General features: G+C 67.7%; 22 protein-coding genes and 1 riboswitch. Of the genes, 10 read left to right on the forward strand and 12 right to left on the reverse strand.

Annotation, left to right across the window (positions count from 1 at the left end; genetic code table 11):
- Window positions 1-4: 4 nt before the first annotated feature.
- A complete protein-coding gene (gene mraZ, locus WNB94_RS06920) occupies window positions 5-436 on the reverse strand; it encodes a division/cell wall cluster transcriptional repressor MraZ (RefSeq protein WP_341389969.1) in 432 nt (143 codons plus the stop codon).
- Between the two features lie 365 nt (window positions 437-801).
- Here mraZ and WNB94_RS06925 point away from each other — a divergent pair, with 365 nt between their 5' ends.
- The 6 genes from WNB94_RS06925 to WNB94_RS06950 all read left to right on the forward strand — a co-directional run bounded on the left by WNB94_RS06925 (window position 802) and on the right by WNB94_RS06950 (window position 7,169).
- The gene (locus WNB94_RS06925; protein WP_341389282.1) at window positions 802-1,044 is read left to right on the forward strand and encodes a hypothetical protein; all 243 of its coding nucleotides are present in this window, start codon (window positions 802-804) and stop codon (window positions 1,042-1,044) included.
- Window positions 1,045-1,108: 64 nt separating this feature from the next.
- Window positions 1,109-1,226, forward strand: a riboswitch (TPP riboswitch).
- 227 nt (window positions 1,227-1,453) lie between these two features.
- Window positions 1,454-3,358 (forward strand): phosphomethylpyrimidine synthase ThiC, encoded by a 1,905-nt coding sequence (gene thiC / locus WNB94_RS06930; RefSeq protein ID WP_445819045.1) that lies wholly within the window; start codon window positions 1,454-1,456, stop codon window positions 3,356-3,358.
- A 3-nt stretch (window positions 3,359-3,361) separates the two neighbouring features.
- Window positions 3,362-4,495: an FAD-dependent oxidoreductase gene (locus WNB94_RS06935; protein ID WP_341389283.1), complete on the forward strand. Its 1,134-nt coding sequence runs from the start codon at window positions 3,362-3,364 to the stop codon at window positions 4,493-4,495.
- Window positions 4,492-4,728 (forward strand): sulfur carrier protein ThiS, encoded by a 237-nt coding sequence (gene thiS, locus WNB94_RS06940; protein ID WP_341389284.1) that lies wholly within the window; start codon window positions 4,492-4,494, stop codon window positions 4,726-4,728. Before WNB94_RS06935 ends, thiS begins: the two co-directional genes overlap by 4 nt.
- Window positions 4,729-4,731: 3 nt before the next feature.
- Window positions 4,732-5,535 carry a thiazole synthase gene (locus WNB94_RS06945; protein ID WP_341389285.1) on the forward strand — a complete coding sequence of 268 codons (804 nt, stop codon included), beginning with the start codon at window positions 4,732-4,734 and terminating at the stop codon, window positions 5,533-5,535.
- Between the two features lie 17 nt (window positions 5,536-5,552).
- Window positions 5,553-7,169, forward strand: coding sequence for a bifunctional hydroxymethylpyrimidine kinase/phosphomethylpyrimidine kinase (locus WNB94_RS06950; protein ID WP_341389972.1), 1,617 nt, complete (start codon window positions 5,553-5,555; stop codon window positions 7,167-7,169).
- 12 nt (window positions 7,170-7,181) lie between these two features.
- On the opposite strand, the gene WNB94_RS06955 is transcribed toward WNB94_RS06950, so the two are convergent.
- Window positions 7,182-7,943, reverse strand: a complete 762-nt coding sequence (locus WNB94_RS06955) for a cytochrome b/b6 domain-containing protein (protein ID WP_341389286.1) — start codon at window positions 7,941-7,943, stop codon at window positions 7,182-7,184.
- Window positions 7,944-8,145: 202 nt separating this feature from the next.
- Here WNB94_RS06955 and WNB94_RS06960 point away from each other — a divergent pair, with 202 nt between their 5' ends.
- Window positions 8,146-9,999, forward strand: a complete 1,854-nt coding sequence (locus tag WNB94_RS06960; RefSeq protein ID WP_341389287.1) for an ATP-binding protein — start codon at window positions 8,146-8,148, stop codon at window positions 9,997-9,999.
- Here WNB94_RS06960 and WNB94_RS06965 read toward each other — a convergent pair.
- On the reverse strand, window positions 9,992-10,480 hold the full coding sequence (locus WNB94_RS06965) for an AtaL-like protein (RefSeq protein ID WP_341389288.1): 489 nt from the start codon (window positions 10,478-10,480) through the stop codon (window positions 9,992-9,994). The two genes, WNB94_RS06960 and WNB94_RS06965, sit on opposite strands and share 8 nt — an antisense overlap.
- Before the next feature lie 93 nt (window positions 10,481-10,573).
- Here WNB94_RS06965 and bioB point away from each other — a divergent pair, with 93 nt between their 5' ends.
- Both bioB and WNB94_RS06975 read left to right on the forward strand, forming a co-directional pair.
- Complete coding sequence (gene bioB, locus WNB94_RS06970; RefSeq protein WP_445819027.1) at window positions 10,574-11,689, forward strand: biotin synthase BioB; 1,116 nt, start codon at window positions 10,574-10,576, stop codon at window positions 11,687-11,689.
- 90 nt (window positions 11,690-11,779) lie between these two features.
- Window positions 11,780-14,362, forward strand: a complete 2,583-nt coding sequence (locus tag WNB94_RS06975) for an ATP-binding protein (RefSeq protein WP_341389289.1) — start codon at window positions 11,780-11,782, stop codon at window positions 14,360-14,362.
- Window positions 14,363-14,378: 16 nt separating this feature from the next.
- Here the strand turns inward: WNB94_RS06975 and WNB94_RS06980 are convergent, their stop codons facing one another.
- The 7 genes from WNB94_RS06980 to WNB94_RS07010 all read right to left on the reverse strand — a co-directional run bounded on the left by WNB94_RS06980 (window position 14,379) and on the right by WNB94_RS07010 (window position 23,571).
- Window positions 14,379-14,873: a DUF4442 domain-containing protein gene (locus tag WNB94_RS06980; RefSeq protein ID WP_341389290.1), complete on the reverse strand. Its 495-nt coding sequence runs from the start codon at window positions 14,871-14,873 to the stop codon at window positions 14,379-14,381.
- Window positions 14,874-14,925: 52 nt separating this feature from the next.
- Window positions 14,926-16,323: a DUF1501 domain-containing protein gene (locus WNB94_RS06985; protein ID WP_341389291.1), complete on the reverse strand. Its 1,398-nt coding sequence runs from the start codon at window positions 16,321-16,323 to the stop codon at window positions 14,926-14,928.
- A 10-nt stretch (window positions 16,324-16,333) separates the two neighbouring features.
- A complete protein-coding gene (locus tag WNB94_RS06990; RefSeq protein WP_341389292.1) occupies window positions 16,334-18,043 on the reverse strand; it encodes a DUF1800 domain-containing protein in 1,710 nt (569 codons plus the stop codon).
- A 51-nt stretch (window positions 18,044-18,094) separates the two neighbouring features.
- Entirely contained in the window at window positions 18,095-20,428 is a 2,334-nt protein-coding gene (gene metE, locus WNB94_RS06995) for a 5-methyltetrahydropteroyltriglutamate--homocysteine S-methyltransferase (protein WP_341389293.1), read from the reverse strand.
- A 93-nt stretch (window positions 20,429-20,521) separates the two neighbouring features.
- A complete protein-coding gene (locus WNB94_RS07000; RefSeq protein ID WP_341389294.1) occupies window positions 20,522-21,241 on the reverse strand; it encodes an ABC transporter ATP-binding protein in 720 nt (239 codons plus the stop codon).
- A gap of 3 nt (window positions 21,242-21,244) precedes the next feature.
- Window positions 21,245-22,468, reverse strand: a complete 1,224-nt coding sequence (locus tag WNB94_RS07005) for an ABC transporter permease (protein ID WP_341389295.1) — start codon at window positions 22,466-22,468, stop codon at window positions 21,245-21,247.
- Window positions 22,465-23,571 carry an efflux RND transporter periplasmic adaptor subunit gene (locus WNB94_RS07010; protein WP_341389296.1) on the reverse strand — a complete coding sequence of 369 codons (1,107 nt, stop codon included), beginning with the start codon at window positions 23,569-23,571 and terminating at the stop codon, window positions 22,465-22,467. The genes WNB94_RS07005 and WNB94_RS07010 overlap by 4 nt, the downstream gene beginning before the upstream one ends.
- A gap of 106 nt (window positions 23,572-23,677) precedes the next feature.
- Between WNB94_RS07010 and WNB94_RS07015 the strand changes: the two genes are divergently transcribed.
- Window positions 23,678-24,568 (forward strand): DUF4394 domain-containing protein, encoded by an 891-nt coding sequence (locus WNB94_RS07015; RefSeq protein WP_341389297.1) that lies wholly within the window; start codon window positions 23,678-23,680, stop codon window positions 24,566-24,568.
- 13 nt (window positions 24,569-24,581) lie between these two features.
- On the opposite strand, the gene WNB94_RS07020 is transcribed toward WNB94_RS07015, so the two are convergent.
- A complete protein-coding gene (locus WNB94_RS07020) occupies window positions 24,582-25,259 on the reverse strand; it encodes a dienelactone hydrolase family protein (RefSeq protein WP_341389298.1) in 678 nt (225 codons plus the stop codon).
- A gap of 49 nt (window positions 25,260-25,308) precedes the next feature.
- Window positions 25,309-26,763, reverse strand: coding sequence for a mechanosensitive ion channel (locus WNB94_RS07025; protein ID WP_445819028.1), 1,455 nt, complete (start codon window positions 26,761-26,763; stop codon window positions 25,309-25,311).
- Window positions 26,764-26,929: the final 166 nt, after the last annotated feature.

The following is a 26,929-nucleotide window of genomic DNA, read 5'->3' on the forward strand; positions in this document are numbered from 1 at the left end:
GGCGTCAGAAGGTGAAGTCCTGCAAGGCCTGGGGCATGGGCTCGGCCATCACGGCCGACTCATGGGCGGCGTAGCGTTCGGCGTCCCACAACTCGAAGTGGCTGCCCATGCCGAGCAGCATCACGTCTTTCTGGAGCCCGGCAGCCGCCCGCAGCTCGGGCGCCACCAGCACACGCGCCGCGCCGTCGATCTCCACATCCTGGGCGTTGCCCAGAAAGATGCGCTTCCAGCCCGCCGCCGACATGGGCAGGGCCGCGATCTTGTCGCGGAAAGCCTCCCACGCGGGGCGGGGGAAGATCATCAGGCAGCCATCGGGGTTTTTGGTGATGGTCAACTGCCCCTCACAAAGGGCCTGCAAGGCATCGCGATGGCGCACCGGGACCGCCAAGCGTCCCTTGGCGTCCATCGACAGCGCCGAAGCCCCTTGAAAGACCAGAGTCACACAAAACCCCACGAATTTGCACTAAATCCCACTTTAACCGAGCTCCGGGGTCGAAACAAGGTCAAACGCTAAAAAAAATCAATGAAATCAAATACTTACGTGCGTTTTGAAGGGGTCGGCAGAAGAAAAAAGTCCTTAATAATCAACAACCTGCACAAGGGACTGGAAGTGGTGCTTGAGCAAATTCCCCATCCTGGGCGAGGCCGGTGACCCGGCAAGTGCGCCCGCCCACCGGGACTGTGGTGCGCTGCACAACACCCCCCTCACACGCAGGGGGCACCCCCCTCGCACTGGGGATGACCGCCATGCCATGCCCTGCCTACACTGGGACAAATTGGTTTCAAACACAGGTAGACCTCATGCGTCCGCTGTTCGCGATCGTGCCTTTGGTGGCCCTGCTCTTCTGGTTGGGCGAGCCCCAAGGCCAGAGTGCGGCCCTCATGGCCGACAGCAACACCTCCAGCCCGGCCGGTGCCGACCGCCGGTCATCCAGCCTTGAAGAGGGCTTCCCGCTGAACGCCTCGGTGCTCACGCCCCGCAGCATGACCCACACCGGCGTGAGCGCCCACCTGGTGTCCACCGGCTGGCAGCCCAGTCGCTGAGCCGCGCCTGACACCGCCCGGCGCCCGGTGGCGCTTGATGTCCCGGCCCGAGGGCACTACACTGGCCCTTGCTCCGGGGTGTGCCACGTGATCCGATCACGCAGGCGCTGAGATGGTGAAACACCGAACCCGTTGAACTTGATCCGGTTCATACCGGCGAAAGAAGAGCTGTCCCGTCAGGCCGCCTCTGGAAGAGGTCCGTGATGGAGGCGGCCCGCTCGGTTGCGCCTCCTGGCCGCATCCCCGACGGGCCACCCCCTGCGCACCCCATCCTCCCGGCGACCCGAAGGCGCCCCTCGGAGCACGTGCCCCATGGCTTTGGCCATGGCACCTGCATCCACACCGAGGAGAGCCCACCGTGAACGCCCCTGACATCGCACCCGAGATCGCCCAGGCCGCCGCCGAGTCCCTGAACGAACGCACCCGACTGACGCGCGAGCCCTTGCCCGCGTCCCGCAAGGTCTATGTCGAAGGCAGCCACCCCCAGTTGCCCGAGCCCTTGCGCGTGCCCATGCGCGAGGTCTCGCTGACCCATGGCGAAGCCGTCACGCTGTACGACTGCTCGGGCCCCTACACCGACCCGAACGTCGACATCGACGTGACACGCGGCTTGCCCGCGGTGCGCGAGGCGGCCATCCTGGCGCGTGGCGACACCGAGGCCTACGAAGGCCGCGCCGTGCTGGCGGTGGACGACGGGCTGAAAGAAGGCGAACGTCACGACGAGCGCATGGCCGCGCTGCGCGCCGCCGCCAGCGGACTGCAACGCACGCCACGCCGCGCCCGTGCAGGCGCCAACGTCACGCAGATGCACTACGCGCGCCAAGGCATCGTCACGCCAGAGATGGCGTTCATTGCCCTGCGCGAGAACCAGCGCCGCATCGAGCTGGCTGAAGATTGGCGCGCGAAGTACGGCCAAAACGCCGAACGCGAAGCCCGCCTGCGCGGCAACCCCATGGGTGCCGCCATCCCGCGCGAGATCACGCCCGAGTTCGTGCGCGACGAGGTGGCGCGCGGCCGCGCCGTGATCCCCGCCAACATCAACCACACCGAGCTGGAGCCGATGATCATCGGCCGCAACTTCCTGGTCAAGGTCAACGCCAACATCGGCAACAGCGCCGTCACCTCGTCGATCGAAGAAGAAGTCGAGAAGATGGTGTGGTCCATCCGCTGGGGCGCCGACACGGTGATGGACCTGTCCACCGGCAAGCACATCCACACCACGCGCGACTGGATCGTGCGCAACAGCCCCGTGCCCATCGGCACCGTGCCCATCTACCAGGCACTCGAAAAGGTCGGTGGCGTGGCCGAAGACCTGACCTGGGCCATCTTCCGCGACACGCTGATCGAGCAGGCCGAGCAAGGGGTGGACTACTTCACCATCCACGCGGGCCTGCGCCTGCCCTTCATCCACCTCACGGCCAACCGGCGCACGGGCATCGTCTCGCGCGGCGGCTCGATCCTGGCGAAGTGGTGCATCGCGCACCACAAAGAGAACTTCCTCTACACGCACTTCGAAGAGATCTGCGAGATCATGAAGGCGTACGACGTGACCTTCTCGCTGGGCGATGGCTTGCGCCCCGGGTGCTTGAGCGATGCCAACGACGAGGCCCAGTTCGCCGAGCTGCGCACGCTGGGCGAGCTCACGCAGATCGCGTGGAAGCACGACGTGCAGACCATCATCGAAGGCCCTGGCCACGTGCCCATGCACCTGATCCAGGCCAACATGGACGAGCAGTTGAAACACTGCCACGAGGCACCCTTCTACACGCTGGGCCCGCTGACCATCGACATCGCGCCCGGGTACGACCACATCGCCTCGGCGATTGGCGCGGCCATGATCGGCTGGATGGGCACGGCCATGCTCTGCTATGTGACACCGAAGGAGCACCTGGGCCTGCCCAACCGCGACGACGTCAAGCAGGGCCTGATCGCCTACAAGATCGCGGCGCACGCAGCGGATGTGGCCAAGGGGCACCCGGCGGCCCGCGCCCGCGACGACGCGCTCTCGCAAGCGCGTTTCGACTTCCGCTGGCAGGACCAGTTCAACCTGGGCCTGGACCCCGAAACCGCGCGTGATTTCCACGACGAGACGCTCCCGAAGGACGCGGCCAAGGTGGCGCACTTTTGCTCGATGTGCGGCCCCAAGTTCTGCTCGATGAAGATCACCCAGGAGGTGCGCGAGTTCGCCGCGGCCCAGGGCGTGGGCGACGGCGAAGCCATCGCCCACGGCATGGCGCAGAAGTCCGACGAGTTCAAGCAGGTCGGTGGTGAGCTCTACATCCCCGTGCACCCCGTCATCAGCCCCAAGGGTTGAACCATGACCTCGCACTCCACAGAACAGGACGCCGCCCGGCCCCTGCGCATCGGCATTGCAGGCGCCGGCTTGCTGGGCCGCCTGCTGGCTTGGACCTTGTGCAAGGCCGGTCACCAGGTCTCGGTCTTTGATCCGTCGCCTGGCCCGGCCGCGCGCTTTGATGGGCACCAGGCTGCCGGCCTCACCGCCGCCGGGATGCTCAGCCCCCTGGCCGAGCTGGACCAGGCCGACCCCGACGTGGCGGCGCTGGGGTGGCGCTCGCTGGATCGCTGGCGAGACATCACCGCGGCCCTTGCGCACACCGGACCGCTGGCCCCCTGCTTTCGGCAGTCCGGCAGCCTGCTGGTGGCCCACGGCCCCGATCTGGGCACGGCCCACCGCGTGCTGCAGCGGCTGGCGCAAGCCCACCAACCGCCCTGGCCGGCCCCCCGGCCGCTGCAGGCCGCCGAACTGCACACACTCGAGCCCGAGCTGCACGGTGCGCAGGGGCCGCTGCATGCCTGGCTGCTGCCCGATGAAGGCTGCATCGACACCGTGGTCACGATGCAGGCGCTGCACGACCAGGCCTGCACGGCCGAATGGCACTGGGGGCAGACCGTGACGGACGTGAGCCCCGGTGCGCTGCACCTGCATGACGGCCACACCCTGGCCGTCGACTGGGCCATCGACGTGCGCGGCACAGGCGCGCGCGCCAGCCTGCCCGTGCGCGGTGTGCGCGGCGAACTGGTCTGGCTGCATGCGCCCGGGGTGCGCCTGACGCGCCCGGTGCGCCTGCTGCATCCGCGACACCGCGTGTACATCGTGCCGCGTCCGGGCGACGTGGTGCTGGTGGGTGCCAGCGAGCTGGAAAGCGAGGACCGGTCGGGCGTGTCACTGCGCAGCGCGGTCGAGCTGATGGCCGCCGCGCACAGCGTGCTGCCGGCCCTGGCCGAGGCCCGCATCCTGCGGACCGACACCAACCTGCGCCCCGCCCTGCCCGACCACCGCCCACGGCTGCATGCCGAACCCGGCCTGCTGCGCATCAACGGCCTGTACCGCCACGGCTGGTTGCTGGCCCCGGCCCTGGTGGAGGACGGACTGCGGCACCTGATGCCCACCTTCACGCCCCCCCTCTCCCCCACCCCCGTGACCGCATGACCGACACACTGACCATCCACACCGAAGCGGGCCCCTTGGCGTTGCCCGCCGGCGCCACACTGGCCGACGCACTGCGCCGCCTGCTGCCAGGCGATGAGGCCGAGCAGGCCGAAGCGGCCGCGCGCCTGGCCACCGCCGTCAATGGCGACTTTGTGCCGCGCAACCAGCGCGCCAGCCATGCGCTGCGCGACGGCGACACCGTCTTGTGTTTTGCACCCATCACGGGAGGTTGACCCATGGCCACGCAAGACCTCTGGCACATCGGCGACACCGCCTTGCACAGCCGATTCCTGCTGGGCACGGCCGGCCACCCTTCGCCGGCCGTGCTGCAGCAGGCCATCGAAGCCTCGGGCAGCCAGGTACTCACCCTGGGGCTCAAACGCACGCTGGCCACCACAGGCCAGGACAACGGCTTCGTGCGGGTGATCCGCGACACCGCACAGGCGTGCAACGCCCACCTGCTGCCCAACACGGCGGGGTGCCGCAGCGCCCGCGACGCCATCAGCCTGGCCCACATGGCGCGTGAACTGCTGGACACCCGCTGGATCAAGCTCGAGGTGGTGGGCGATGAACAAACCCTGCAGCCCGACCCGTTCGAGCTGCTGACCGCCGCCAGGCAACTGGTGCAAGACGGCTTCGAGGTGCTGCCGTACTGCACCGACGACCTGGTGAGCGCCCATCGGCTGGTGGACGCCGGCTGTCGCATCCTCATGCCCTGGGCCGCCCCCATCGGCTCGGGCCTGGGCCTGCTCAACCCCTGGGCCTTGCGCACCCTGCGTGCGCGACTGCCCCACATCACCCTGATCGTGGACGCCGGACTGGGCGCCCCCTCGCACGCCACGGCCGCCATGGAGCTGGGCATGGACGCCGTGCTCCTGAACTCGGCGGTCTCGCAGGCGGGAGACCCGGTGCGCATGGCCCGAGCCTTCGCCCACGGGGTGCGCGCCGGCAGAGAGGGCTTCCTGGCGGGGCTCATGCCCAGCAGTGATGTGGCCATCGCCACCACCCCGGTGGGTGGCCAGCCCTTTGTCCTGTCATGAGTGCGGCCGTGAACCCCATGGCCCCGCCCATCATCTGGTGCATCGGCGGGCTTGACACGGCCGGGGGCGCCGGCCTGAGTGCAGACCAACGCGCCGCCGAGGCCATGGGCGTGCACGCCTGCCCGGTGGCGGCCTGCCTGACGGCGCAACACTCACGGGGGGTGTCGATGGTGCAGCCCGTGGACACCACCATGCTGGACGCGCAACTGCTCGCCCTGGCGCAAGACATGCCGCCGGTGGCGATCAAAACGGGCCTGTTGGGCAGCGCAGCGGCCATCCACACCGTGGCCTGCTGGGTGGACGCCCTACGCCAGGGCCGCGCAGACGGCCTGCCGGCCCTGGTCGTTGATCCCGTGCTGAGCGCCAGTGCCGGCGGCGCCGCGTTCAGCGACGAGGCGATCGTGGCCGCCTACCGCACCCACCTCTTGCCCCGCGCCACGGTGATCACGCCCAACCGCGCCGAGGCGGCGGTGCTGGCGGGTGCAGACACCCTGCCGGCCGTGGCGCAAGGCTGGCGCCAGCAGGGCGTGGGCGCCGTGCTGATCACCGGCGGGGACACCCCCTGCACGGCCGCTGAAGGCTGGTGCCTGGATTGGATGGACACACCACAGGCCCAAGGCTGGCTGTGCGCCCCCCGGGTGGACACCCCACACCACCACGGCACGGGCTGCACGCTGGCCAGCGGGGTGGCGGCCGCGCTGGCGCTGGGCCATGTGGCGGCCGATGCCATCGTGTTGGCCAACCTGCTGACGCGCCATGCGCTGATGCACGGCCACCCCGCCGGTCAAGGCGCAGGACCGGTGAAGGCACGAGCGGGTTTTGCCGCTGGCCCGGCGCTGGGGAGCGCGCCCATGCCCTGGCTGGGCTGGGGAGCCGACCTGCCCTGGCGCCTGCAGGCATCGCCCCTGCACGATGGACCCGGCCTGTTCCAGCCGTTCACGCCACCGCATGATGGCTTGTACGGCATCGTGGCCACCGCAGACATGGCCGAGGCCGCCATGCAGGCCGGCATGCGCTGCGTGCAACTGCGGCACAAGGCCCGCAACGGCCTGGAGGCCCACCTGACCCGTTGCCTGAACGCCGCTGCCCGACATGGCGCCACCCTCATCGTCAACGACCACTGGCGCGCGGCCCTGGCCCATCCGGTGCCCACGCCAGTGCAAGCCGGGTACGCCCTGGGCCTGCACCTGGGGCAGGAGGACCTGCTGGCACTCAGTGCAGACGACCAAGCGCTCTTGCGCGGCCAGGGCCATCGCGTGCAACTCGGGCTGAGCTCTCACAGCCTGTGGGAGCTGGCCCGTGCACTGGGCTGTGGCCCCAGCCTCATCGCCTGCGGGCCCGTGCAGGCCACCACCACCAAACACATGCCATGGCAACCACAGGGGCGACACAACCTGAGCTGGTGGGTGGCGCACAGCCCCGTGCCCGTGGTGGGCATCGGCGGCTTGCTGACGGCCGCCGACCTTCAGCACATGTCAGGCGCTGGTGCGGCCGCGTTGTGTGTGGTCAGGGCACTGGGCCAAGACCCCACCGAGTTGCCTGCCCGCCTGGCCGCCTTGCGCACCCTGCGGCTTCAGCCTCATGGCGCTCAGGGCGCTCAGCGCGCTCCCGCGCTGCCGCATCCTGTGTTGTGAGCCGGGCACCGTTCAGTCGTCATCGTCATCATCATGGTCGTGGCCTTCGCTGTGCTCACCCTGGGCATGCGCTCCCACCATGCCCGGGCCATGGGTGCTCCAGCGCTGCGACCAGAACGCCGCCAGCGCCACCAACAGCAGCACCGCCACGCCGCGTTCGACCCACAAACGCACGCCCCGGGCCGTCCCGCCGCGCACCAGGTCCATGGCCAGCATGCGGCGACGCACCACGCTGAGTGCCGTCACCACCCCCAAGTGGCCCAGCACGGCCAGCAACAGCGCATTGCCCAGCCACTCATGCAACTCCTCAAGCCACTCCTCCCACACCGTGTCTTCGAGCACGGCGCCACCCAGGTCCATGCCCGCCCCGGTGCTGACCGACAGCGCCACCAAGGCCATGAGGGCCACCACCGTCAGGCCAAGCGCCTGCGTCATCCACGCCGAGGCGCCCACCCGCCCCGACACGAACCCCTGCAGCCCGCGCCACAGGCTCATGCCCATGCGACCCCATCGGGCCAGCCCCGCGCCCGGCGACACCAACGCCCACACCAGCCTGACCATCAATGCGCCAGCGGCCACATAGCCCAGGGTCATGTGCACCCCCCGCCACCCGTCCATTTCGGACGTGAACCAGGCCCCCAGCGCGGCCACCGCCAGCACCCAGTGGGTGAGACGCACCACCGCATCCCTTCCTCGCGGTGTGGCCGCCGACGCGCGACCGGTGGATGTGGCGGCCGCCGGGGTGGCGGGACGTGAGGTGGCAGATGGCGACATGGTGGATCAGCGCATGGCATGCAGTGGCAGGAGATGGCACCGATGATGCGTGCCCCGCCTGAACGGGCCCTTAAACGCGGGGCGCTTGTGCGGAATGTCCGCCCAGCCACGGGATAACCCCTTCGATCGTTTAACGAAACACATCCAAACTAGACACCCTGTATTGGCCGATCACGCCACCTCTTCGCCCTGACGTTCTCTGATGTCTTCGCCGACCGCCGCCCCCGACTGGAAGCACCGTGTGCAGGCAGCCCGCACCCGGATGCTGTTCTCTCACGTCCCGGTCGCTGCGCCCATGGGTGGCGCGCTGGCGGTGCTCATGCTGGCGTATGTGCACCACCTCCATCCCGTCGCCCTGACCCCCTGGTCGCTGGCCTGGGCGCTGTGCACCCTGACCGTGGAGTGCCTGGCGGGCGCCCACGCCGTGATGTACCTGCGATCAAGGCGACGGCAAGCACCCGCGTGGAGGCGACGGCTGCTGTACTTCACCGGAGCCACCGGATTCGTCTGGTCCTTGCTGGTGTGGGCGGTCCCGGTGAGCGAACACCTGGAACTGCGCGCCACGCTGGTGGGCCTGGCATTGGGCGTGGCCGCCTGCGGGGCCTTCATGTTCACCGCCGACCGCCTGCTGGCGCGGCTGTTTTTTCTGCCCATCGGCACGTCATTGGCCCTTTATTGCGCCCACTACCCGGATGCGCGGGGCCTGTTTGGCCTGGTGGTGGTGATCGGGTTCATGGGGGTGTTCTGGATGTCGGCCGAACGATCTCACCGTCGGATCGGCGAACTGCTGCGTCTGCGCTTCGAAAGCGAGCACCTGGCCCAACTGCGGGCGGCCGCGCTGGATGAAGCTCGCCAACTGGGCCAGGCCAAGGACATGTTCCTGGCCACCATGAGCCACGAGATGCGCACCCCGCTGCACGGCATCCTGGGCCTGTCGAGCATGATGCAACGCGACTCACGTGACGCCGCCACGCACGAACAACTGACCCTGATCCGATCGGCTGGAACCCATCTGCTGGGCGTGATCAACGACGTGCTGGACCTCTCCCGCTGTCAGGCCGGCAGGCTGGTGCTGCACAAGGCCCCCGTGGATCTGCATGCCCTGGTGCGCGAGGTCATTGCCCTGGGTCAGGCACAAGCCGACCAGACCAGCGCCCCGCCCACACTGAGTTGCACCATGGCACCGGACGTGCCCCAGTGGGTGGACACGGATGCACACCGCCTGCGACAGGTGCTGATCAACCTGGTGGGCAATGCCATCAAGTTCACTCCGGGCGGCCAGGTGTCGGTGACCGTGGCGCGCACCCACGGTCAGGCCGCCCTGGCAGACGTGCCCCTGACCTTTTCGGTGAGCGACACCGGCATCGGCATCCCGCCCTCCGAGCTGACCCGCATCTTCGATCCGTTCCACCAGGTTCACCATCCGGCGCTGGCCCCTCAGGGAACCGGGCTGGGCCTGAGCATCGCTCAACGGATTGCCCAGGCCATGGGCGGCACACTGGCCTGCAAGAGCCAGCTGGGCCGAGGCAGCACCTTCACGCTGAGTGTGCGCGTCGCGCTCGCGCCCGCCCAGACCACCTCACAGGCCGCCACCGCTCAAGCCAAGGGTGCGGCCGAGGATGCCCCCAGAGTGCCCCAGGAAGGCGCGCATGTGCTGCTGGTCGAAGACAACCCCATCAACGCGATCGTGGCACGCGCCACCCTGGAGCAACTGGGCCTGACGGTCAGCGGATGCGAGAACGGTCGCGAAGCCCTGGACTGGCTGTCGAGTCACCACGCCGACCTCGTGCTCATGGACTGCCTGATGCCCGAGATGAACGGCCTCGACGCCACCCGGCAGATCCGCGCCCGTGAGCAACAAGCCCCGGGCTTGCGCCCACTGCCCATCATCGCCCTGACCGCCAGCACCGAATCCCGTGACCGCATGGCCTGCGTAGAAGCCGGCATGGACGATGTGCTGGGCAAGCCATTCACCAGCGAAGAGCTGGCGGACGTGATCGCGCGGCACCTGCCTCAACGGCAGCGGCGTGATGCCGACAGCACGGTGCTCAGTTGAGGCTGACGCCCCCCAGCTCGCCCTGGCCGAGCCACTCGCGCAGGGTGCGCACCATGTCCCGGTCGGCCTCTACCCAGGCGCTGTGCCGATAGCCGTTGAAATACGCCTCTTCGGCGCTCTGCTCGCCCAGCGCCTCATAGACAAAGCGCAGCACCATGCGACCGGCGTGGGGCTCCTCCACGGTGATCGTCAGCCGGATGGGCGTGGTGTCGCCGTGCGCCTGCGGCGTGAAGACCAGGCGTTGCAAGGCCTGAGCTCGCACCTCGTCTTGCAGGGTGTGCGGCCCGAAGCGCAGCACGCGCGCGTACACCCCCGGGGCCGTCTCGGTGCAGTCACAGCCCTGGGGCCCCAGCGGAAACCGCTGCGGCGTCAAAACCTTCAGCATCAGACCCTGCCAGAGTTGATCACGGGTGAAGGTGGGCGCCAACCAGTCAGCCGCAGGCTGAGGGGCGTTGATTTCAATCAGGTGCTCGAAGCGCATGGCCCCGAGCTTAACTTGACGCACAAGACCACTTGCGTCAATGCGCTGATTCCGACGTCAACACAGTCACCTGACCAGCAGACTACACTTGCGATGGATTCGACCTTGACCGCCCCAGGCGGTGCCCACGCCATGTCTCAGCGCTCCACCTCTGTTGCTTCTTCTGCCCAGCCCATCCACCTGGTGAAAAAGCCGGTGCTCAATGCGCATGGCTGTGGTGGCGACTGCACCGATCCGAACTTCGACAACGGCCGCTGGCCGCGCGCGAAGGTGCTGGCGCTCTTCAACCTGCCGTTCAATGATCTGCTGTGGCAGGCGCAGCAGGTGCACCGCCAGCACTGGGATGCCAACGAGATCGAGCACGCCACGCTGCTGTCGGTCAAGACCGGCGGCTGCCCTGAAGACTGTGGCTACTGCCCGCAGTCGGCCTCGTACGACACGGGCGTGGAGGCCAGCAAGCTGATGTCACCCGACGAAGTGCGTGAGGCCGTGATCGCCGCGCGCGACGCCGGCGCCAGCCGCTTCTGCATGGGTGCGGCCTGGCGCGCCCCGAAAGACCGTGACATCGAGAAGGTCGCCGAGCTGATTGGTGTCATCAAGCAAGAGGGCCTGGAAGCCTGCTGCACCCTGGGCATGCTGACCGACACCCAGGCACAGTCGCTGAAAAACGCTGGCCTGGACTACTACAACCACAACCTCGACACCGCCCCTGAGCTGTACGGCGACATCATCACCACGCGCGACCTCGAAGACCGCCTGCACACGCTCGAACACGTGCGCAAGGCCAATTTGAAGGTGTGCAGCGGTGGCATCGTCGGCATGGGCGAAACCCGCGAAGGCCGCGCCGGCCTGATCGCCCAGTTGGCCAACCTGCCCACCTACCCCGAATCGGTGCCCATCAACGACCTGGTGAGGGTGCCCGGCACGCCGCTGGCCGACACACCCCCGCTCGACCCGCTGGAGTTCGTGCGCACCATCGCCGTGGCCCGCATCACCATGCCCACGGCCCGCGTGCGCCTGTCGGCCGGCCGCCAGCAAATGAGCGAAGCCGTGCAGGCCCTGTGCTTCCTGGCGGGTGCCAACTCCATCTTCTACGGCGACAAGCTGCTGACCACCGGCAACCCCGAGTTCGACGCCGACCAGGCACTGATGAACAAGCTGGGATTGCGCAGCGGCAAGGCGGTGACGGCCCGCGTCAACGCGGCCTGAGCCTCCAGCGCGCCCCGGTAGATCCCGGGGTGGTGCGCCAGGGGCGTCTGAGCAGATAATCGCGTTACAACGTTTCTGCACCTCCCACCGATGCCGGTTTCACGTCGCAGGCAGTATGGCCTGAAGGCCGCGGCGGCCTACGCCATCGTCGCCACCGCCTGGATCTTGCTGTCTGACAGCGTGCTGATGCACTTCAGCGATGCGCAAACCGTGGCGCGGTACGGAACGTTCAAAGGCGTGGCCTTTGTGCTCGCCACCGCGGCCATCCTGTGGTTCACCCTGATGAACGCGCCGACAGACAGCGACGCCGGATCGCAGTTCACCGAGGCCAACCGGCGCACGGATATGTGGGTGGCACTGGCGTGGGGCATGACCGTGCCCAGCCTGGCCGCCCTGCTGCAGTGGACCGCCTGGGATCAACTGCGCCCCTTCGCCTGGCTGCTGGGGTATCCCGCCGTGCTGGTGGCCGCGTGGCTGGGGGGATGGCTGGCGGGGCTGACGTCCACGGGCATCTCTGCCGCACTGACCTGGCTGGTGTTTGCCCCCACCCACCCCGAATGGCTCAGCCGCCAGCCATCGGCCATGATCGCCATGGGCGTGTTCGTGGCCATGGGCGTGCTGATCAGCCTGGGCATCGAATGGGTGCAACGCACCGAACGCCGATCGGGACACGGCATGTTCCAGGCGCTGGTGGAGCAAAGTCTGGCGGGCATCTACGCCATCAAAGATGAACGATTCACCTACGTGAACCCCGAGTTTGCGCGGATCATGGGGTTCGACAACCCGCAAGACATCGTGGGGCGCATTCCGGTGACCGATCTGGTGGCCGACGCAGACCGTGACCGCGTGCGCCACATGATCACCGAGCGACTGAACACGCCAGGCAAGGAGGTGCGCTATGGCTTCACGGGCCTGCGGCGCGACGGCTCGAAGGTCGAGGTGGAAGTGCACGGGCGCAGCGTGCGCACAGATCAAGGCCCCTTGATCGTCGGGCTCATGCTCGACGTCACCGACCAGCGCCGCCATGAAAGAACCTTGCGTGAGCAACAAGCCATCCAGGACCGCATGAGCATCCTGGCCAAGGTGGGCGGATGGAGCCTGGACCTGATCAACGGCGAAGGCACACGCACACGCGGCGCCGCACGCATCCTGGACCTGGACCCCGACGACCCCGCGTCGCTGCGCATCAAAGAAGGCCTTTCGCCGTTTGCGCCAGAGCACCAGACGCAGATCCTGAGCGCCCTCGAGCGGGCCGTGCACGCGGGAGAGTCCTACGCCCTGGAGGTGCCTTTGACCACGGCCACGGGACGGCGCAAGTGGATCCGCACCCAAGGCGAACCTGTGCGAGAGCACGGCAAAGTGGTCCGAATCGACGGGGCCATCCAGGACATCAGCGAGGTCCAGCAAGCCCGTCAGGCCCTGCAGGCGCACCACGAGCGGCTGGAACACATGGTCAAGGCCAGGACGATCGAGTTGGAGGCCGCACGACTGGAGGCAGAAAACCTCGCGCTCATCAAAAGCCGCTTCCTGGCCAACATGAGCCATGAGATCCGCACCCCGCTCAATGGCGTGCTGGGCCTGGCTCAACTGGGCGCGCGTGAACACCAGGGCCCCGCGCAGCAGGTCTTCGAGCAGATCAGCGCATCGGGACGATTGCTGCTGGGCGTGCTCAACGACATCCTCGACTTCTCCAAGATCGAAGAGGGCAAACTGCGGATCCAGCAGGCCCCGCTGCGCCCTCGCGAGGTCATGGACCACGCGGTGCTGCTGGTGCGTGACCGTGCGATAGAAAAAGGCCTGCGCCTGCTGGTGGAGCTGGACCCGAACCTGCCGCAGGTGTGCCTGGGTGACAGCCTGCGGCTGGAGCAGATCCTGCTGAACCTCTTGTCCAATGCCGTGAAGTTCACCGACCGGGGAGAAGTGCGGCTCATGGCCCATGCGCGGGGCGAGCAATGGCAGCTCACCGTTCAGGACACCGGCATCGGCATCCGTGCCGATCACATGGCGACCTTGTTCCAGCCCTTCGAGCAGGCCGACGACTCCAACACCCGCCAGCATGGTGGCACCGGCCTGGGGCTGGCCATCACGCAGCGCCTGGTGTCGCTGCTGGGCGGACACATCGACACCTCAAGCACCCCCGGCGCGGGCACCCGTTTCGTGGTGACCCTGCCCTTGGTGCGGCTGCAGCCCCCGGATGAGCAGCAGGGGCTGGAGGGCGAAGGCGCGGACGCGGGCGCGGGCGAGGGTGTGGGCACGGGCGTGATGGGCACCCCCCACCCGGTGGCACCGCGCCTGGCCGGCCTGCGCGTGCTGGCCGCCGAGGACAACGCCATCAACCAGTTGGTGCTCAAAGAGATGTTGGCCCTCGAAGGCGCCAGTGTCACGCTGTGTGCTCACGGCGCCGAGCTGCTGGAGCAACTGGATCGCCACGGCGCCGATGCCTTTGACCTCGTGCTGATGGACATCCAGATGCCCGTCATGGACGGCTATGAGGCCACCCAGGCCCTGTGTGACCGTGCCCCCACCCTGCCCGTGATCGGCCTGACCGCTCACGCGCTGGCCGAGGAACACGCCCGCTGCATGGCCGTCGGCATGGTCGATCTGGTGGTCAAGCCCATCGACATGACCCTGCTGGTCGACGCCATCCTGCGGCACGCCAGGCCGCAGGCTTGATGGGCCACGGCCGCGCTCAGCCCCGCTTCTTGGGCACCCAGGCCCAGATCATCTCGGCCTGGATGGGCTGCTCGCCGGACTCGTCGGTGATGGTGACGGGCACCGTCACCTCGCCCTTGTCTTGCGACAGGATCTGTTGAATCTGCTCGGGGCGCAGGCGGGCCTCGGCCACCATGTCGCCCTGTGAACGACGCACGTAGTCGATCTTCATGGTCTTGATCAGCGGCAGCTTGTCGTCGGGCAGGTTCATGCCCACACAAAAGCCGGTGGCGGTTTCGGCCAACAGGGCCATGGCGGCCGCGTGCACGCCCTTGATGTGGTTCTGCACCTTGCGCTGGTTGCGGATGCGCACCACCACGCGCTCGGTGCTGATCACCTCATAACGCAGGCCGGCCGTGCCGACAAAGGGCACCACGCGCCCCAGGGCAAAGCTGGTGGCCCACTGCCCGATGAGGGGAATGCCCTGCAATTGGGCCACGGTACGGGACAGCTGGTTGGGACGGTTGGACATGCGGCACTCCGTTTGAGACAGGGCCGCATCCTAGAGCAAAACAGCGCCCGGATCAGGCCAGCAAACCCGACAACGCCGCACCATCAAACGCCCCATGGCCCGGCGCCACCAAGCCGAAGTCGCTCGGAGACACCCCCATCCAGCGCGCCAGGGCCACCGCCAATTGCTGCACGCTGGTGGTGGGCAGCAAGCGCCCTTGCCCCACATCCTGCGCGCCGCCCAGCACGGTGTCGGGCCACTGGCCATACACCGCCCCCCCCTGCACCGCCCCACCCAATACCAGGTGGTGCGCGCCCCAGCCATGGTCCGAGCCATCACCGTTGCTGTTGAGCGTGCGGCCAAAATCACTGGCGGTGAAGGTGGTCACCTGCTGCGCCAGGCCCAGGGCATCCAGGGCCTGCTGAAACTGCAGCAGGGCCGAGGCCACACGCCCCAGCAACACGGGATGCTGAGCACTGAGGTTGTCGTGCAGATCAAAGCCGCCCAGCTGCACGAAAAACACCTGCCGGCTCATCGACAAGGTGGTTCGGGCCTGCAGCAGTTGCGCCACCATGCGCAGTTGTTTGGCCAGCGGATTGCCCTCGTCAAACGCCGTGGGCAAGGCAGCCTGAGCCGACAGCGCCGATCGCAGGCGCGCGTTGACGTCCAGCGCCCGGGCCGTGATGCGGGCATGCTCGGCCGCCAGCACATGCGCCTGGGTGGTCTGGCCGATGATCTGCTGCAAGGCATCGCGACACGCCGCCGAGCCGAACATGCCGAAGGGTGCGCCCAGGGCCGACAGCTCGGGCACGCCCGAGGGGTTGACCATGTACGGCACGGCGTCCTGCCCTGCCAGGTACACGGCACTGCCGGCCGTGTTGATGCAGGTGAGCGAGGCCTGGCCATTGCCCGACAGCAGCAGGTCGGCCGTGCGCCCGCCCCAACCGGCGGTGCTGCCCTCGGCGCCGTACGACTGCCACACGGATTGCTGATCGTTGTGCGAAAACAGCTTGGGCGGCAGCGGCACCGAGCGGGCCCGGTACTGCGCCAGGCTGGTGGGCTGCACCAAGGGCCCGATGTTGAGCAGCGTGGCCAGGCGCCCCTCGGTTTGCAGGCTGTGCAGGGGCGCCAAGGCCGGGGCCCATGCCAGAGGGCGCCCACCCGGTGTGCCGCCCAGCAAGGTGCCCGCCAGGGATTCGCGCGTCAAGGCGATGCTGCCCCGCGCCTGGGCATAGGCCTGGTGCTCTGCCGGGTCGTAGGGCAACACGGTGTTGGCGTGGTCATTGCCCCCCTGCAGGAACACACACACCAGGGCCTTGTAGCCTTGTGCGCCAGACGACTGGGCAGCAGCTTCGGCCATGCTGGCCAGGTTGAGGGCCCACGGCGCAGCGGCCCCCACCAAGGACAACAGGCCACCCCGTTGCAAAAAGGCGCGGCGGCTGGCCTGACCGGGGGTGAGGTGACGGCTCATGTGGGGGTCCTCATCGCTGCACCAGGTACTCGGGGCTGGCCATGATCAGGTAGATCGCGGCCAGCACGCGGTTGAGGCGTTCGGACGGCGCACTGCCCAGGATGCTCTGCACACCCTGCTCGATGGTGCTGACGGTGGCCGCCGACAGCGCCTGGCCGGTCAGGTACAGGTTCAGGCGGGCCACCAGCGCCGGCACGTCGTCGGCCAGGGGCAGGAAGTCGCTGTAGTCGGGGGTCACCACCCCCAGCCCACCGGTGCGCAAGACCTCCCACATGAAGTTGAGGTAGCCCATCACCGACGATTCGTTGGTGATCTGGAACTCGGGCGCCACCAGGCCTTGCACGGCCACTTCGGTGTTGGGCGGCACGTAACCGGGCCGGTAAAAATTGAACACCGAGGGTGCCCGCAAGGGGGCCTGCCCCAGGTAGTCGCTGCCCGACAGATCGGGTACATCCCAGGTGACCGAACTGGCGCGCGTCAGGCGCAGCCACTGCAACAGGCGCAACACAGGCTCGCGCAGCTTGCCGTCGCTCAGGCTGTTGGGCGCCCCCGGCACGGCCGGCGTCAGTTCGGGGCGAGCCTCTTCATCGGCCAGCACGGCCTTGATCACGGCGCGCAAATCGCCCCGCACGCCCTGACCGCTGCCCTCACCATTGAACACCCGAGCCACGCGCGACACATACGCCGGACTGGGGTTGCTGGTCACCAGCCGTTGAATCAGTTGTCGCGCCATGAACGGCCCCACATTGGGGTGCTCGAAGATCACGTCCAGCGCCGCCTCCAGGGCCTCGGGGCCCGACAGGCTGGCAGAGATGGTGGTGCCCAGCACACGCTTGTCGCTGCCATCAAAGCGCGGCGCATTGAAGTCCATGGGCGCGCGCCAGTAGTCGAACGGCCCCGTGGGATTGAAGGGATTGAATCCGTTCACGTCCCAACCGGTGAACACCTTGGCCAACTCGCTGATGGTGGTGGCGTCATAGGTGTCTTGCGCGAGCTCAGACGGCGTGCCGTCGGTGTTCAGCGCCGTCAAACCGATGGTGAACAACTGCAGCAGTTCGCGGGCGTAGTTCTCGTCAGGCTGTCGGCCCGTGCCATCGGCTTTGGCACTGCCCCGCATGCTGAGGTACACGCCCATCGCCGGCGACAAGGTGACGTGGGTGAGCAGCTCACGGAAGTTGCCAAAACAATGCCGCTCCAGCAACTCCCACCAGGCGATGCAACCGAACTGGCGCCAGTAGGCCACCATGTTCAAGGGCGAGACCACAAAGATCTGGCTGAGGGCCAGCACCACGCGCTGACGCAAGACGTCTGGCGCCGTGGCCAGACGCCACCACAGGGTCTGGTCCAGACCGTAGTCGCTTTGAGCGTAGAGGACGTTGTCGAAGCCGCGGGCTCTGGCCCAGTCCCACATCGACGGCCCCAAGGGCAACGCCAGCTGGGCATCAAACCAGGCCTGCGGGCCATCGGCCATCACGGCGGCCACCTCATCAGGGGTGGCGCCCAAGCCGCCCTGGCTCAGCAGGCGGGATGCGCGGGCCTCGTCCATCGACTCGAATTGCGCCGCCGCCAGGCGTCCGGCACCGGAAGGGTCTTCCTCGCCGCCACCGCCGCAGGCACTGAGGCTGCCCACCGCCAAAGCCGCCCCCGCGCGCAGCAGGCCATGCACCGGCATGGGCTGGGGTGGGGGCGTGTCGGGCGGGTGGTAGGGCGTGGATCCCATGGGGTGGCGGCTGAAGCAGGCACGGCACTCTACCGCCTCAGGCGGCCACACTCAAACGCCGTTACCAACAGTTAACTTCAATTGAACATCTTGCGACAGCCTCAACACCTCGGCGGCCTTCACCATGTGCCTCAAAGCGGCCTCGGTTTCTGGCCAGCCGCGGGTTTTGAGCCCGCAGTCGGGGTTGACCCACAAGCGCTCGCACGGGATCACCTCACATGCCCGTTGCAATAAACGCACCATGGCCTCGACGGTCGGCACCCGTGGGGAGTGAATGTCATACACGCCCGGCCCGATCTCATTGGGGTAATCGAAGGCACCGAAACCATCCAGCAGCTCCATGGCCGAGCGTGAGGTCTCGATGGTGATCACGTCCGCATCCAGGGCGGCGATGCTGGGCAGGATGTCGTTGAACTCGGCGTAGCACATGTGCGTGTGGATCTGGGTGGCGTCGCCCACGCCACAGGCGCTGATCTTGAAGGCCTGCACAGCCCAGTCCAGGTAAGCGGCCCAGTCGCTGCGCCGCAGTGGCAGGCCCTCACGGAAGGCCGGCTCGTCGATCTGGATGATCTGTATCCCGGCCTTCTCCAGGTCCTGCACCTCGTCGCGGATGGCCAGGGCCAACTGCAGTGCGGTGGTCTCGCGCGGCTGGTCATCGCGCACAAACGACCACTGCAGCATGGTCACGGGCCCGGTCAGCATGCCCTTCATGGGCCGGTCGGTCAGCGACTGGGCGTAGCGGGTGGTCTCCACCGTCATCGGCTCGGGTCGGAACACATCGCCATACAGGATGGGCGGCTTCACGCAGCGTGAACCATAACTTTGCACCCAGCCATGCTCGGTGAAGGCATAGCCCCAGAGCTGCTCGCCGAAGTACTCGACCATGTCGTTGCGTTCGGCCTCACCGTGCACCAGCACGTCCAGGCCCAAGGCCTCTTGCTGGCGCACCACGTGCTCGATTTCGGTGCGCATGCGCTGCAGGTAATCCATGGCACTGAGCTCGCCCCGCTTGAAGGCGGCGCGGGCCTGCCGGATCTCGGTCGTTTGCGGGAAAGAGCCGATCGTGGTGGTGGGCAGCAGGGGCAGGTTCAAAGCCTCGCGCTGGGCCGCGATGCGCTGCCCGAACGGCGAGCGGCGTTGCGCCATGTCGGGCGTGATGCGCTGCAATCGCTGCTGCACCACCGGATGGCGCACACGCCCCGAAGCGCGACGGGCGGCGACCGCCGCATCGCTGTGGGACAAGGCATCGTGCACGGCGGCCACACCGTCATGCAGCGCGCGACGCAGGGTCTGCAACTCATCGAGCTTCTCGCTGGCAAAGGCCAGCCATGGGCGCAACTCGGCGTCCAGCCGTTGCTCGCCAGACAGGCTCACAGGCACATGCAGCAGCGAGCACGATGGCGCCACCCACAGGCGATCGCCCAGGCTGTCGTGCAGGGCCTGCAGCACAGGCAGGGTTTTGCGCAGGTCGGTGCGCCAGATGTTGCGCCCGTCGATCACGCCCACCGACAGCACGGCCTCGGGCGGCAGCACCTGCCGCCATGCGGCCAGTTGCTGAGGTGCGCGCACCAGGTCGATGTGAAAGCCCTGCACCGGCAGGCGTGCCGCCAGGGCGGCATGCCCGGCGGCCGACTCGAAGTAGGTGGCCAGCATCAGCTTGAGGCCATGGTCCCCGGCAGACAGATCGGCCAGATCCGCGTACGCGGGCTCGAAGGCCGCCTGCCAGGCAGGTGGCAGCTCCAGCGTGAGGATGGGCTCATCGACCTGCACCCAGGCCACGCCCTGGCGGTCCAGCGCCTGCAAGATGCGGCGGTAAGCGGCCACCACGCGGGGCAACAGCGTGAGCCGGTCAAAATCAGGGGCCGCCCCATGGCACTTGGCCAGCCACAACCAGCTCACCGGGCCCAGCAGGCTCACCTTCACCGGGTGGCCCAGGGCCTGGGCCTCGGCCACCTCCTCCAGCAGCCACGACACGCCGCCATCACAGCAGGTGCGCTCATTCACCTCGGGCACGATGAAGTGGTAGTTGGTGTCAAACCACTTGGTCATCTCCATGGCAGGCTGGTCGGCGCGCCCCCGCGCCAGATCGAAGTACTGCGACAAGCTCAGCGTGGCGGGGTCGAGACCAAAACGTTCTGGCAAGGCGCCCAGCGCGGCACTCAGGTTCAGCGTGGTGTCGTACCAGGCGAAGTCGCCCACCGTCACCCAATCCAGGCCGGCGTCGCGCTGGCGTTGCCAATGCTGTTGACGCAACCGGGCGCCCACCTGGCGCAAAGCCTGTTCATCGGCGTCGGTGCGTTGGCTTTTCCAGTAGGCCTCCAGGGCCCATTTCAGTTCGCGTTGGGCCCCGATGCGCGGGTAGCCCAGGAGGTGCGTGCGTGCCATGTCTTGATCCATTCGTGTGTGCAATGGCGCGCAGTGTGCGCACCCCACTCACATGAATCAAGCGATGAATATTCAATCAGACATGAATGCATTTCATGTCTGGTTCGTCGCGCCGTCGCGGTGCACCTGCCCGTCCACCAGCTCGATGACCCGATCACAGCGGGCGGCCAGCCGAGGATCGTGGGTGACGATCAGGAAGGTGGTGCCCACGTCCTGGTGAATCCGGCGCATCAGCGCAAACACCTCGGCCGACGAGGCCGTGTCGAGGTTGCCGGTGGGCTCATCGGCCAGCACCAGCGCAGGTTGCAGCATCAAGGCCCGCGCGATGGCCACGCGCTGCTGCATGCCGCCAGACAGTTGCGCCGGTTTGCGGTCCATCGCAGCGCTGAGGCCCACGGCGTCCAGCAACTCGCGCGCACGCGCCAGGTGCGGCTTGGCCACATGCCCATCGCGCATCAGCACCGGCAGGCTCACGTTCTCCAGCGCGGTGAAGGCGGGCAGCAGGTGATGAAACTGAAACACGAAGCCCAGCACATCGCGCCTCAGTCGCGTGAGTTCGTCGTCGGGCAGGTGCTGAACGGCCTGACCGCGCAAGAGGTACTCGCCGGAGGTGGCCCGCTCCAGCAGGCCCAGCACATTCAGCAAGGTGCTTTTGCCTGAGCCCGATGGGCCGATCAGCGCGGCAAATTCACCCTGGTTGATGCGCAGGTTCAGCCCATGCAGCACCTCAAGCTCGTTGGGCATCCCGAGGTTGTAGCCCTTGCGCAAACCTCGCAATTGCACCAGGGGGGTGGGTGAGGTGATGGCGCTCATGGCTCACATGCGGATGGCCTGAGCCGGGTCCATGCGGGCCGCTCGCCGCGCTGGGGCCACGGCCGCCAGGATGCCGGCCACAAAGGCCAGCACGATCACCTGCAAGGCCATCTCGGGGGGCAGGCTGACCACGAACAGCGGCTGGCCATCGGCCCCTTTCACGAAGGTGGAAAAGCCCTTGAGCAAGCCTGCGGCCAACACCACCCCCAGCACCGAGCCCACGGCCCCCACCACCGCGCCCTGCAGCAAGAACACCCGCAGGATCTGCCCGCGTGTGCTGCCCATGGCCCGCAGGATGCCGATCTCGCGCTGTTTTTGCACCACCGACACCACCAGCACGCTGGCGATGCCCAGCACCACGACCACCATCACCACCACGCGGATCAGCGTGGTGCTGACCGACTGCGCATTCAGGGCCGACACCAGTTGCGCGTTGGTGTCCTGCCAGCTTTCGACCTGATTGGGCAACTCCCGCGCCAGGGCCTGGGCCAGGGACTTGGCCGCCCACACGTCATCCAGGCGCAGATCGATCTGCGTGGCGCCACCGGCCAGGTCCAGCAGGCTTTGTGCCGTGCGCAAGGGCACCAGCACCACCCGGCGGTTGAGGTCTTTCACGCCCAGGTCCACCAGGGCGGTCAGGCGCAGGGTTTCACTGCGCCCGTTGGTGACGATCAGGATGCGATCGCCCACTTGCACCCCGAGGTCGTCGGCCAGGGTGTTGCCCACGATGGCCTCGCCCGGGCCCAGTTGCAGCCGGCCTGCCACCACCTTGTCGCGCAGGTTCACGATGCGGTCGTAGCGATCAATCTGCACGCCATTGAGCGCAATGGCACGGGTGGCTTCGCCACGCCGGGCCAGGGCCGCCCCCGCGGCCATGGGCGACACCGCCACGATCCCCGGACGACGGGCCAGCGCCTCCGCCACGGCCGGCCAGTTGGCGATGGTGCGCAAGCGCTGCGCGCGGGCCTGGGTGTCGCTGAAGCGCACCCCCTCCGAGGTCGGCCAGGCTGGTGTGACGCGCTCGTCCAGCGGGCTGACGACCACATGGGCCTGCGCGCCCAGGGTCTTGTTCAGGGTGTTGCGCTGCAGGCCGGTCACCAAGGCGGAAATGTAGGCCACCACCGCCACACCGGCGGCCACGCCCACGATGATCAGCAGGCTCTGAAAGCGTCCTTCTCGCAAGAAGCGGGTGGCCACCTGCCACTCGAAACCCAGCGCACTGCTCATGGCGCCACCCGGGCTCGCACGCGGGTGCCTTCGGCCACGGTGGGGTCCATCAGCACCGTGGTGTCGTCTGTCAGCCCAGCAGTCACTTCCACCTGCGAGAGGTTGCTCAAGCCCAGCACCACCGGCACCGGCACTGCGCGTCCGTCGCGCAACACCATCACGGTGCCTTCCTCGCGCCCGTCGCGCGCCTGACGCTCGCGCACCGCCTGCAGCGGCAGCACCAGCGCACCTTGCCGCTGCCCGGTCAGCACCTCGATCGACAGGGTCATGTCCTCACGCAGAAACGCGGGCTCAGGGGTGGGCACGCTCATGGTCACCTCCACCGCGCCGGTCTGGGCGTTCACCGACGGCGCCAGGCGGGCCACCACGGCATCAAATGGCTGGGTGGGAAACGCATCGGCCACCACCTTGCCGCGCTGCCCCACCTGCAACTGAGACAAGAATCGCTCATCCACCGACGCCACCAACTCGGTCGCGCCGTCCACCGCCAGGGTCAGCAGGGCCTTGCCCGCCTGCACGATCTGCCCAGGCTCGACCTGCCGCACCAGCACCTGTCCATCAGCGGGCGCACGCACCGTGGTTTGAGACTGCCGCGCACGCGACACCGTCAGCGCGGCCTGGGCCGCCCCCTGCTGCGCACGGGCCACCCGCTCGCCTCGCAGCGCCTCATCCAGGTTGGCCTGGCTGAAAAAGCCCTGCGACACCAGCTCACGCACCCGCTTGAGTTCGGCCCGCGCGGCCTGCAGGGTGGCGTTGGCCTGGGCCAAGGTGGCCTCGGCCTGCGCCTGTGCGGCGCGCGATTCGTCCTGCTCCAGTGTGATCAGCACCTGCCCGGCCTGCACGCGATCGCCCTCGCGAACCTGCACCGCCTCGACACGCCCGGTCACGGTCACCCCCAGGTCAACGCGCTCTCGGCTCTCAACCCGCCCGGTGAACTGCAAGGTGCGACTCAGGTCTTGCACCTGGGGCCGAACCACCTCCACCACGACGGGGCGCATGGCCCACCAGGCACCGGCGGCGATCAGCGCCAGCAACAGGCCCACCCAGGCCAGGCGGCGCACCCAAACAGCTCGGGCCGGACGCGGGGAGTGATCAGCGCTCATCGAATGCCTTGAATAAGCCGGAGATCTCCGAGTTTGCCCCAAGATCAAGCTGGGCGTGATCGGCGCAATCTTGAGGTTTGTCAATCATTCTCCGGAGCCATCACCCATGATCGTCTTTCGGCCTGCTCACCGTCGAGCCCTGACCTCTTTGGCCTCACTGGCCTCACTGACCGCCGTGGCCCTGCTGAGCGCCTGCAGCCTGCCGAAGGTCGACCTGAGCCAGTGGCTGCCATCGCGCGATGAGGGCACGCCGCGCAAGGAAATCATGGTGGCCGTCACCGAGGGGCATGAGTTGATTCGCTTCAATGCGGGCCAGCCAGGCCGCATCGTGTCGCGCGCAACCATCACCGGGCTGCCAGCGGGCGATGCCTTGGTGGGCATCGACTACCGCGTGGCGCGCGGCGTGCTTTACGCTTTGTCGCGCCAGGGGCAGCTCTACACGCTGGACGCCGACACCGGGGCGCTCACCCCGGTGGGCAACACCCCGGTGCCGCTCGTGGGTGAGCACTTCGGCTTTGACTTCAATCCCGCGGCCGATCGCATCCGCGTGGTCAGCGACACGGGGCTGAACCTGCGGCTGCACCCGGACACGGGCGCCATCGCCGCACGCGACCCCTACCTCACCTACCAATGGCAGTCGGCCAACCCACGCGTGGCGGCGGCGGGCTACACCTACAACCAGACCAACGACAAGCTCACCACCAACTACGCCATCGACCTGGCCAATGGCAACCTGCTGACGCAGGGCTCGGTGGAGGGGCAGGTGCCAGCCGTGTCGCCCAACACGGGCACATTGCGGCCGGTGGGCTCGCTGGGGCTGGGGGCGCTGGAAGACGCCTCCATGGACATCACCGACACCGACAACACGGCGCTGGGGGCCTTGCGCACGGCGGGACGCACCAGCCTGCACCTCATCGATCTGGGCAACGGCCAAACCCGGCGCCTGGGCCAGATCGCCGACGGCCAGCCACTGCGCGGCGTGGCCATCGTGCCCTGATCATCCGCCGCGGTCAGCCCAGCTGCGCCTGCCAGAAGACCTGCATGCGCGACCAGGCCTGTTCGGCGCAGGCGGCGTCGTACACCTCAGGGCGGCTGTGGTTGAAAAACGCGTGCTGCGCCGGATAGCGATGCACCTCTGGCGGTGTGGGTGCGCCGGCCATGGCCTGCACCAGCGCATCCACCGCCGCCGGAGTGCACCAGTCGTCCTGCTGTGCAAAATGGCCTTGAAACGGAATCCGGATGGCCGCCGGGTTGGCGAACTCTGCCGGCGGAATGCCGTAAAAGCACACCGCCGCCTTCAGCCCCTTCACATGCACGGCGGCGGCCACAGTCAGGGCGCCCCCCATGCAAAAGCCCATCACCCCCACCGGCGCCCCGGATGAAGGGCCCTGGGTGGCCAGGAAGTTCACCGCGCCTTGCAGATCCTGGTGCGTGGCGTCGGCAAAGTCCAGCCCCGTCATCATGTGGTTGGCCTCGTCGGCCGAGGTGGTGGTGCGCCCACGGAACAAATCGGGCGCCAGCACGGTGTAGCCCAGGCTGCCCAGCCGCTCGGCCACCCCCTTGATGTGGTCATTGAGGCCCCACCACTCCTGGATCAGCACGATGCCGGGTCGACCGGCAGGCCCCTCGACAAGGTAGGCCGGCGTCTGTTGACCATCGGGGCGCGCGAATTGAATCATCTGGCTCATCGACTTCACTCCTGCGGATGACACACGGCCGAGATTTCAACACGGATGCTCAGTCGTCCTTGCGCAGTCGCGCCACCCAGTGCGACAGCAACTGCCCAGCCGCCTCACGGCCGCCCAGGCCGAACGACAAGGCAAAGGCGACGGCCACGGCGCCCAGGGTCAGGCCGAAGGCCAGGTTGACGATGTCGTCAGCGATGCCCATGGCACGCAAGCCCATGGCCACCACCAAGGCCAGGATGGCATAACGCGCCACACGGGCCAGGCCTTTGCTGTTGGGGCCGCTGGCGCGGTCCACCGCGTCGTGCGCCAGATTGGCCAGCCAGAAGCCCACCACCAGGATCACCGAGCCCAACAGCACATCGCCCCCGAAGGCGATGAAGCTGCCCACCAGGTCACGCACCTGCATGAAGCCCAGTTGCGCCGCGGCTTCCACCACAGCAAACAGCATCGCAAAAAAGCGCAGCACATGGCCGATCAGCGTCGATGCGCTGACGCGCTCGAACACGTGTCCCAAACCCACCTTGGCGGGCACGCCATCCAAGCCCACTCCCGCCAGCAAGGCGGCCAGCAGTCGGCTGGCAAACGATGCCACCAACCAGGTCACGACCAGGATCATGGCGGCGGCCACGATGTGCGGGATGGCCGACATGATCTGGTTGAGCATCTCGGTGGCCGGACGCGAGATCGCCTCAATGCGCAGGGCGTCCAGGGCGGCCACCAGGGCGGGCAAGAACACCGCCACGAACACGAACAGCCCCACCACGCGCGAGAGCTGCACCTTCTCGGCGCTGTCGCCCGCCAGGCGGTCGATGCCTGCGGTCTGGGCCAAGTTGCTGACGATGTTGCGCAAAACCGTGGCCACCAGCCAGCCCACACCGCCGATCACCACCGCCGCCACCACATTGGGCAGCATCGACAAGACCTTGTCGACCATGTGCGACAGCGGCGCCACCAGGCTCTGCATCCCCAGCACGTCCAGGATCATCGTCAGGAACAGCAAGATCACCACCCAGAACACCGTGTCGGCCAGGCTTGTGCTGATGGGGCTCATGCGGGCATGGGCGGCCAATTGTTCGTCCAGCGTGGTCTTGTCCAGCAGCTTGCCCACCAACAGCTTGAGCACCGAGGCCACCACCCAGGCCACAAACGCCAAGGCGCCGGCGGCCAGCAAGCGCGGCGCAAAATCAGCCAGTTGCTGCAGCAAACCCGACAGGGGCCCCGACACCATCGTCAGGTTCAAGGCATTGAACACCGCCACCAGGGCCACCAGCATCACCAGCCAGAACACCCCAACCCCCACGCCTTTTTCGATGTCCATGGGCTGATCGGCCGCGGAGGACAAGCGCCGGTTGACCCCCAGGGCCGCCAGCCCGCGCACCACCCCCGCACGCGCCACCAGCGCCACCACCCAACCCGCCAGCAACACGCCCAGGGCGTACAACAGGTGTGGGGCCTGACTGCCCAGGGATGTCTGCATGCTTGACCACATCGTCTCGAACCCCATGTCCATGCTCCTTTGCGCGCTGACGTTCATGCTGTAAAAATTTACATTGCCCCAAATACAGTTACAAGTCAAGCCTCGCGGCGGATTGGCGAGGCCCGCTGCACACATCTGCTTGCAATTTTTCAAGCCCAGCCGCCCCCCACAAGGAGGGGAACGGGCGGGTACA

The organism is Aquabacterium sp. A3 (assembly GCF_038069945.1).
Lineage (GTDB): Bacteria > Pseudomonadota > Gammaproteobacteria > Burkholderiales > Burkholderiaceae_C > Aquabacterium.

Bases quoted from the DNA above. Each gene is read 5' to 3' on its own strand.
- WNB94_RS06980 (WP_341389290.1), bottom strand. From the start codon at position 14,873: ATGTCCAACCGTCCCAACCAGCTGTCCCGTACCGTGGCCCAATTGCAG.
- bioB (WP_445819027.1), top strand. From the start codon at position 10,574: ATGGATTCGACCTTGACCGCCCCAGGCGGTGCCCACGCCATGTCTCAG.
- WNB94_RS06975 (WP_341389289.1), top strand. From the start codon at position 11,780: ATGCCGGTTTCACGTCGCAGGCAGTATGGCCTGAAGGCCGCGGCGGCC.
- WNB94_RS06990 (WP_341389292.1), bottom strand. From the start codon at position 18,043: ATGGGATCCACGCCCTACCACCCGCCCGACACGCCCCCACCCCAGCCC.
- WNB94_RS07025 (WP_445819028.1), bottom strand. From the start codon at position 26,763: ATGGGGTTCGAGACGATGTGGTCAAGCATGCAGACATCCCTGGGCAGT.
- WNB94_RS07015 (WP_341389297.1), top strand. From the start codon at position 23,678: ATGATCGTCTTTCGGCCTGCTCACCGTCGAGCCCTGACCTCTTTGGCC.
- metE (WP_341389293.1), bottom strand. From the start codon at position 20,428: ATGGCACGCACGCACCTCCTGGGCTACCCGCGCATCGGGGCCCAACGC.
- WNB94_RS07000 (WP_341389294.1), bottom strand. From the start codon at position 21,241: ATGAGCGCCATCACCTCACCCACCCCCCTGGTGCAATTGCGAGGTTTG.
- WNB94_RS06960 (WP_341389287.1), top strand. From the start codon at position 8,146: ATGTCTTCGCCGACCGCCGCCCCCGACTGGAAGCACCGTGTGCAGGCA.
- WNB94_RS06935 (WP_341389283.1), top strand. From the start codon at position 3,362: ATGACCTCGCACTCCACAGAACAGGACGCCGCCCGGCCCCTGCGCATC.
- WNB94_RS06925 (WP_341389282.1), top strand. From the start codon at position 802: ATGCGTCCGCTGTTCGCGATCGTGCCTTTGGTGGCCCTGCTCTTCTGG.
- WNB94_RS07010 (WP_341389296.1), bottom strand. From the start codon at position 23,571: ATGAGCGCTGATCACTCCCCGCGTCCGGCCCGAGCTGTTTGGGTGCGC.
- thiS (WP_341389284.1), top strand. From the start codon at position 4,492: ATGACCGACACACTGACCATCCACACCGAAGCGGGCCCCTTGGCGTTG.
- WNB94_RS06955 (WP_341389286.1), bottom strand. From the start codon at position 7,943: ATGTCGCCATCTGCCACCTCACGTCCCGCCACCCCGGCGGCCGCCACA.
- WNB94_RS07005 (WP_341389295.1), bottom strand. From the start codon at position 22,468: ATGAGCAGTGCGCTGGGTTTCGAGTGGCAGGTGGCCACCCGCTTCTTG.
- WNB94_RS06950 (WP_341389972.1), top strand. From the start codon at position 5,553: ATGGCCCCGCCCATCATCTGGTGCATCGGCGGGCTTGACACGGCCGGG.
- WNB94_RS06965 (WP_341389288.1), bottom strand. From the start codon at position 10,480: ATGCGCTTCGAGCACCTGATTGAAATCAACGCCCCTCAGCCTGCGGCT.
- WNB94_RS06945 (WP_341389285.1), top strand. From the start codon at position 4,732: ATGGCCACGCAAGACCTCTGGCACATCGGCGACACCGCCTTGCACAGC.
- WNB94_RS06985 (WP_341389291.1), bottom strand. From the start codon at position 16,323: ATGAGCCGTCACCTCACCCCCGGTCAGGCCAGCCGCCGCGCCTTTTTG.
- WNB94_RS07020 (WP_341389298.1), bottom strand. From the start codon at position 25,259: ATGAGCCAGATGATTCAATTCGCGCGCCCCGATGGTCAACAGACGCCG.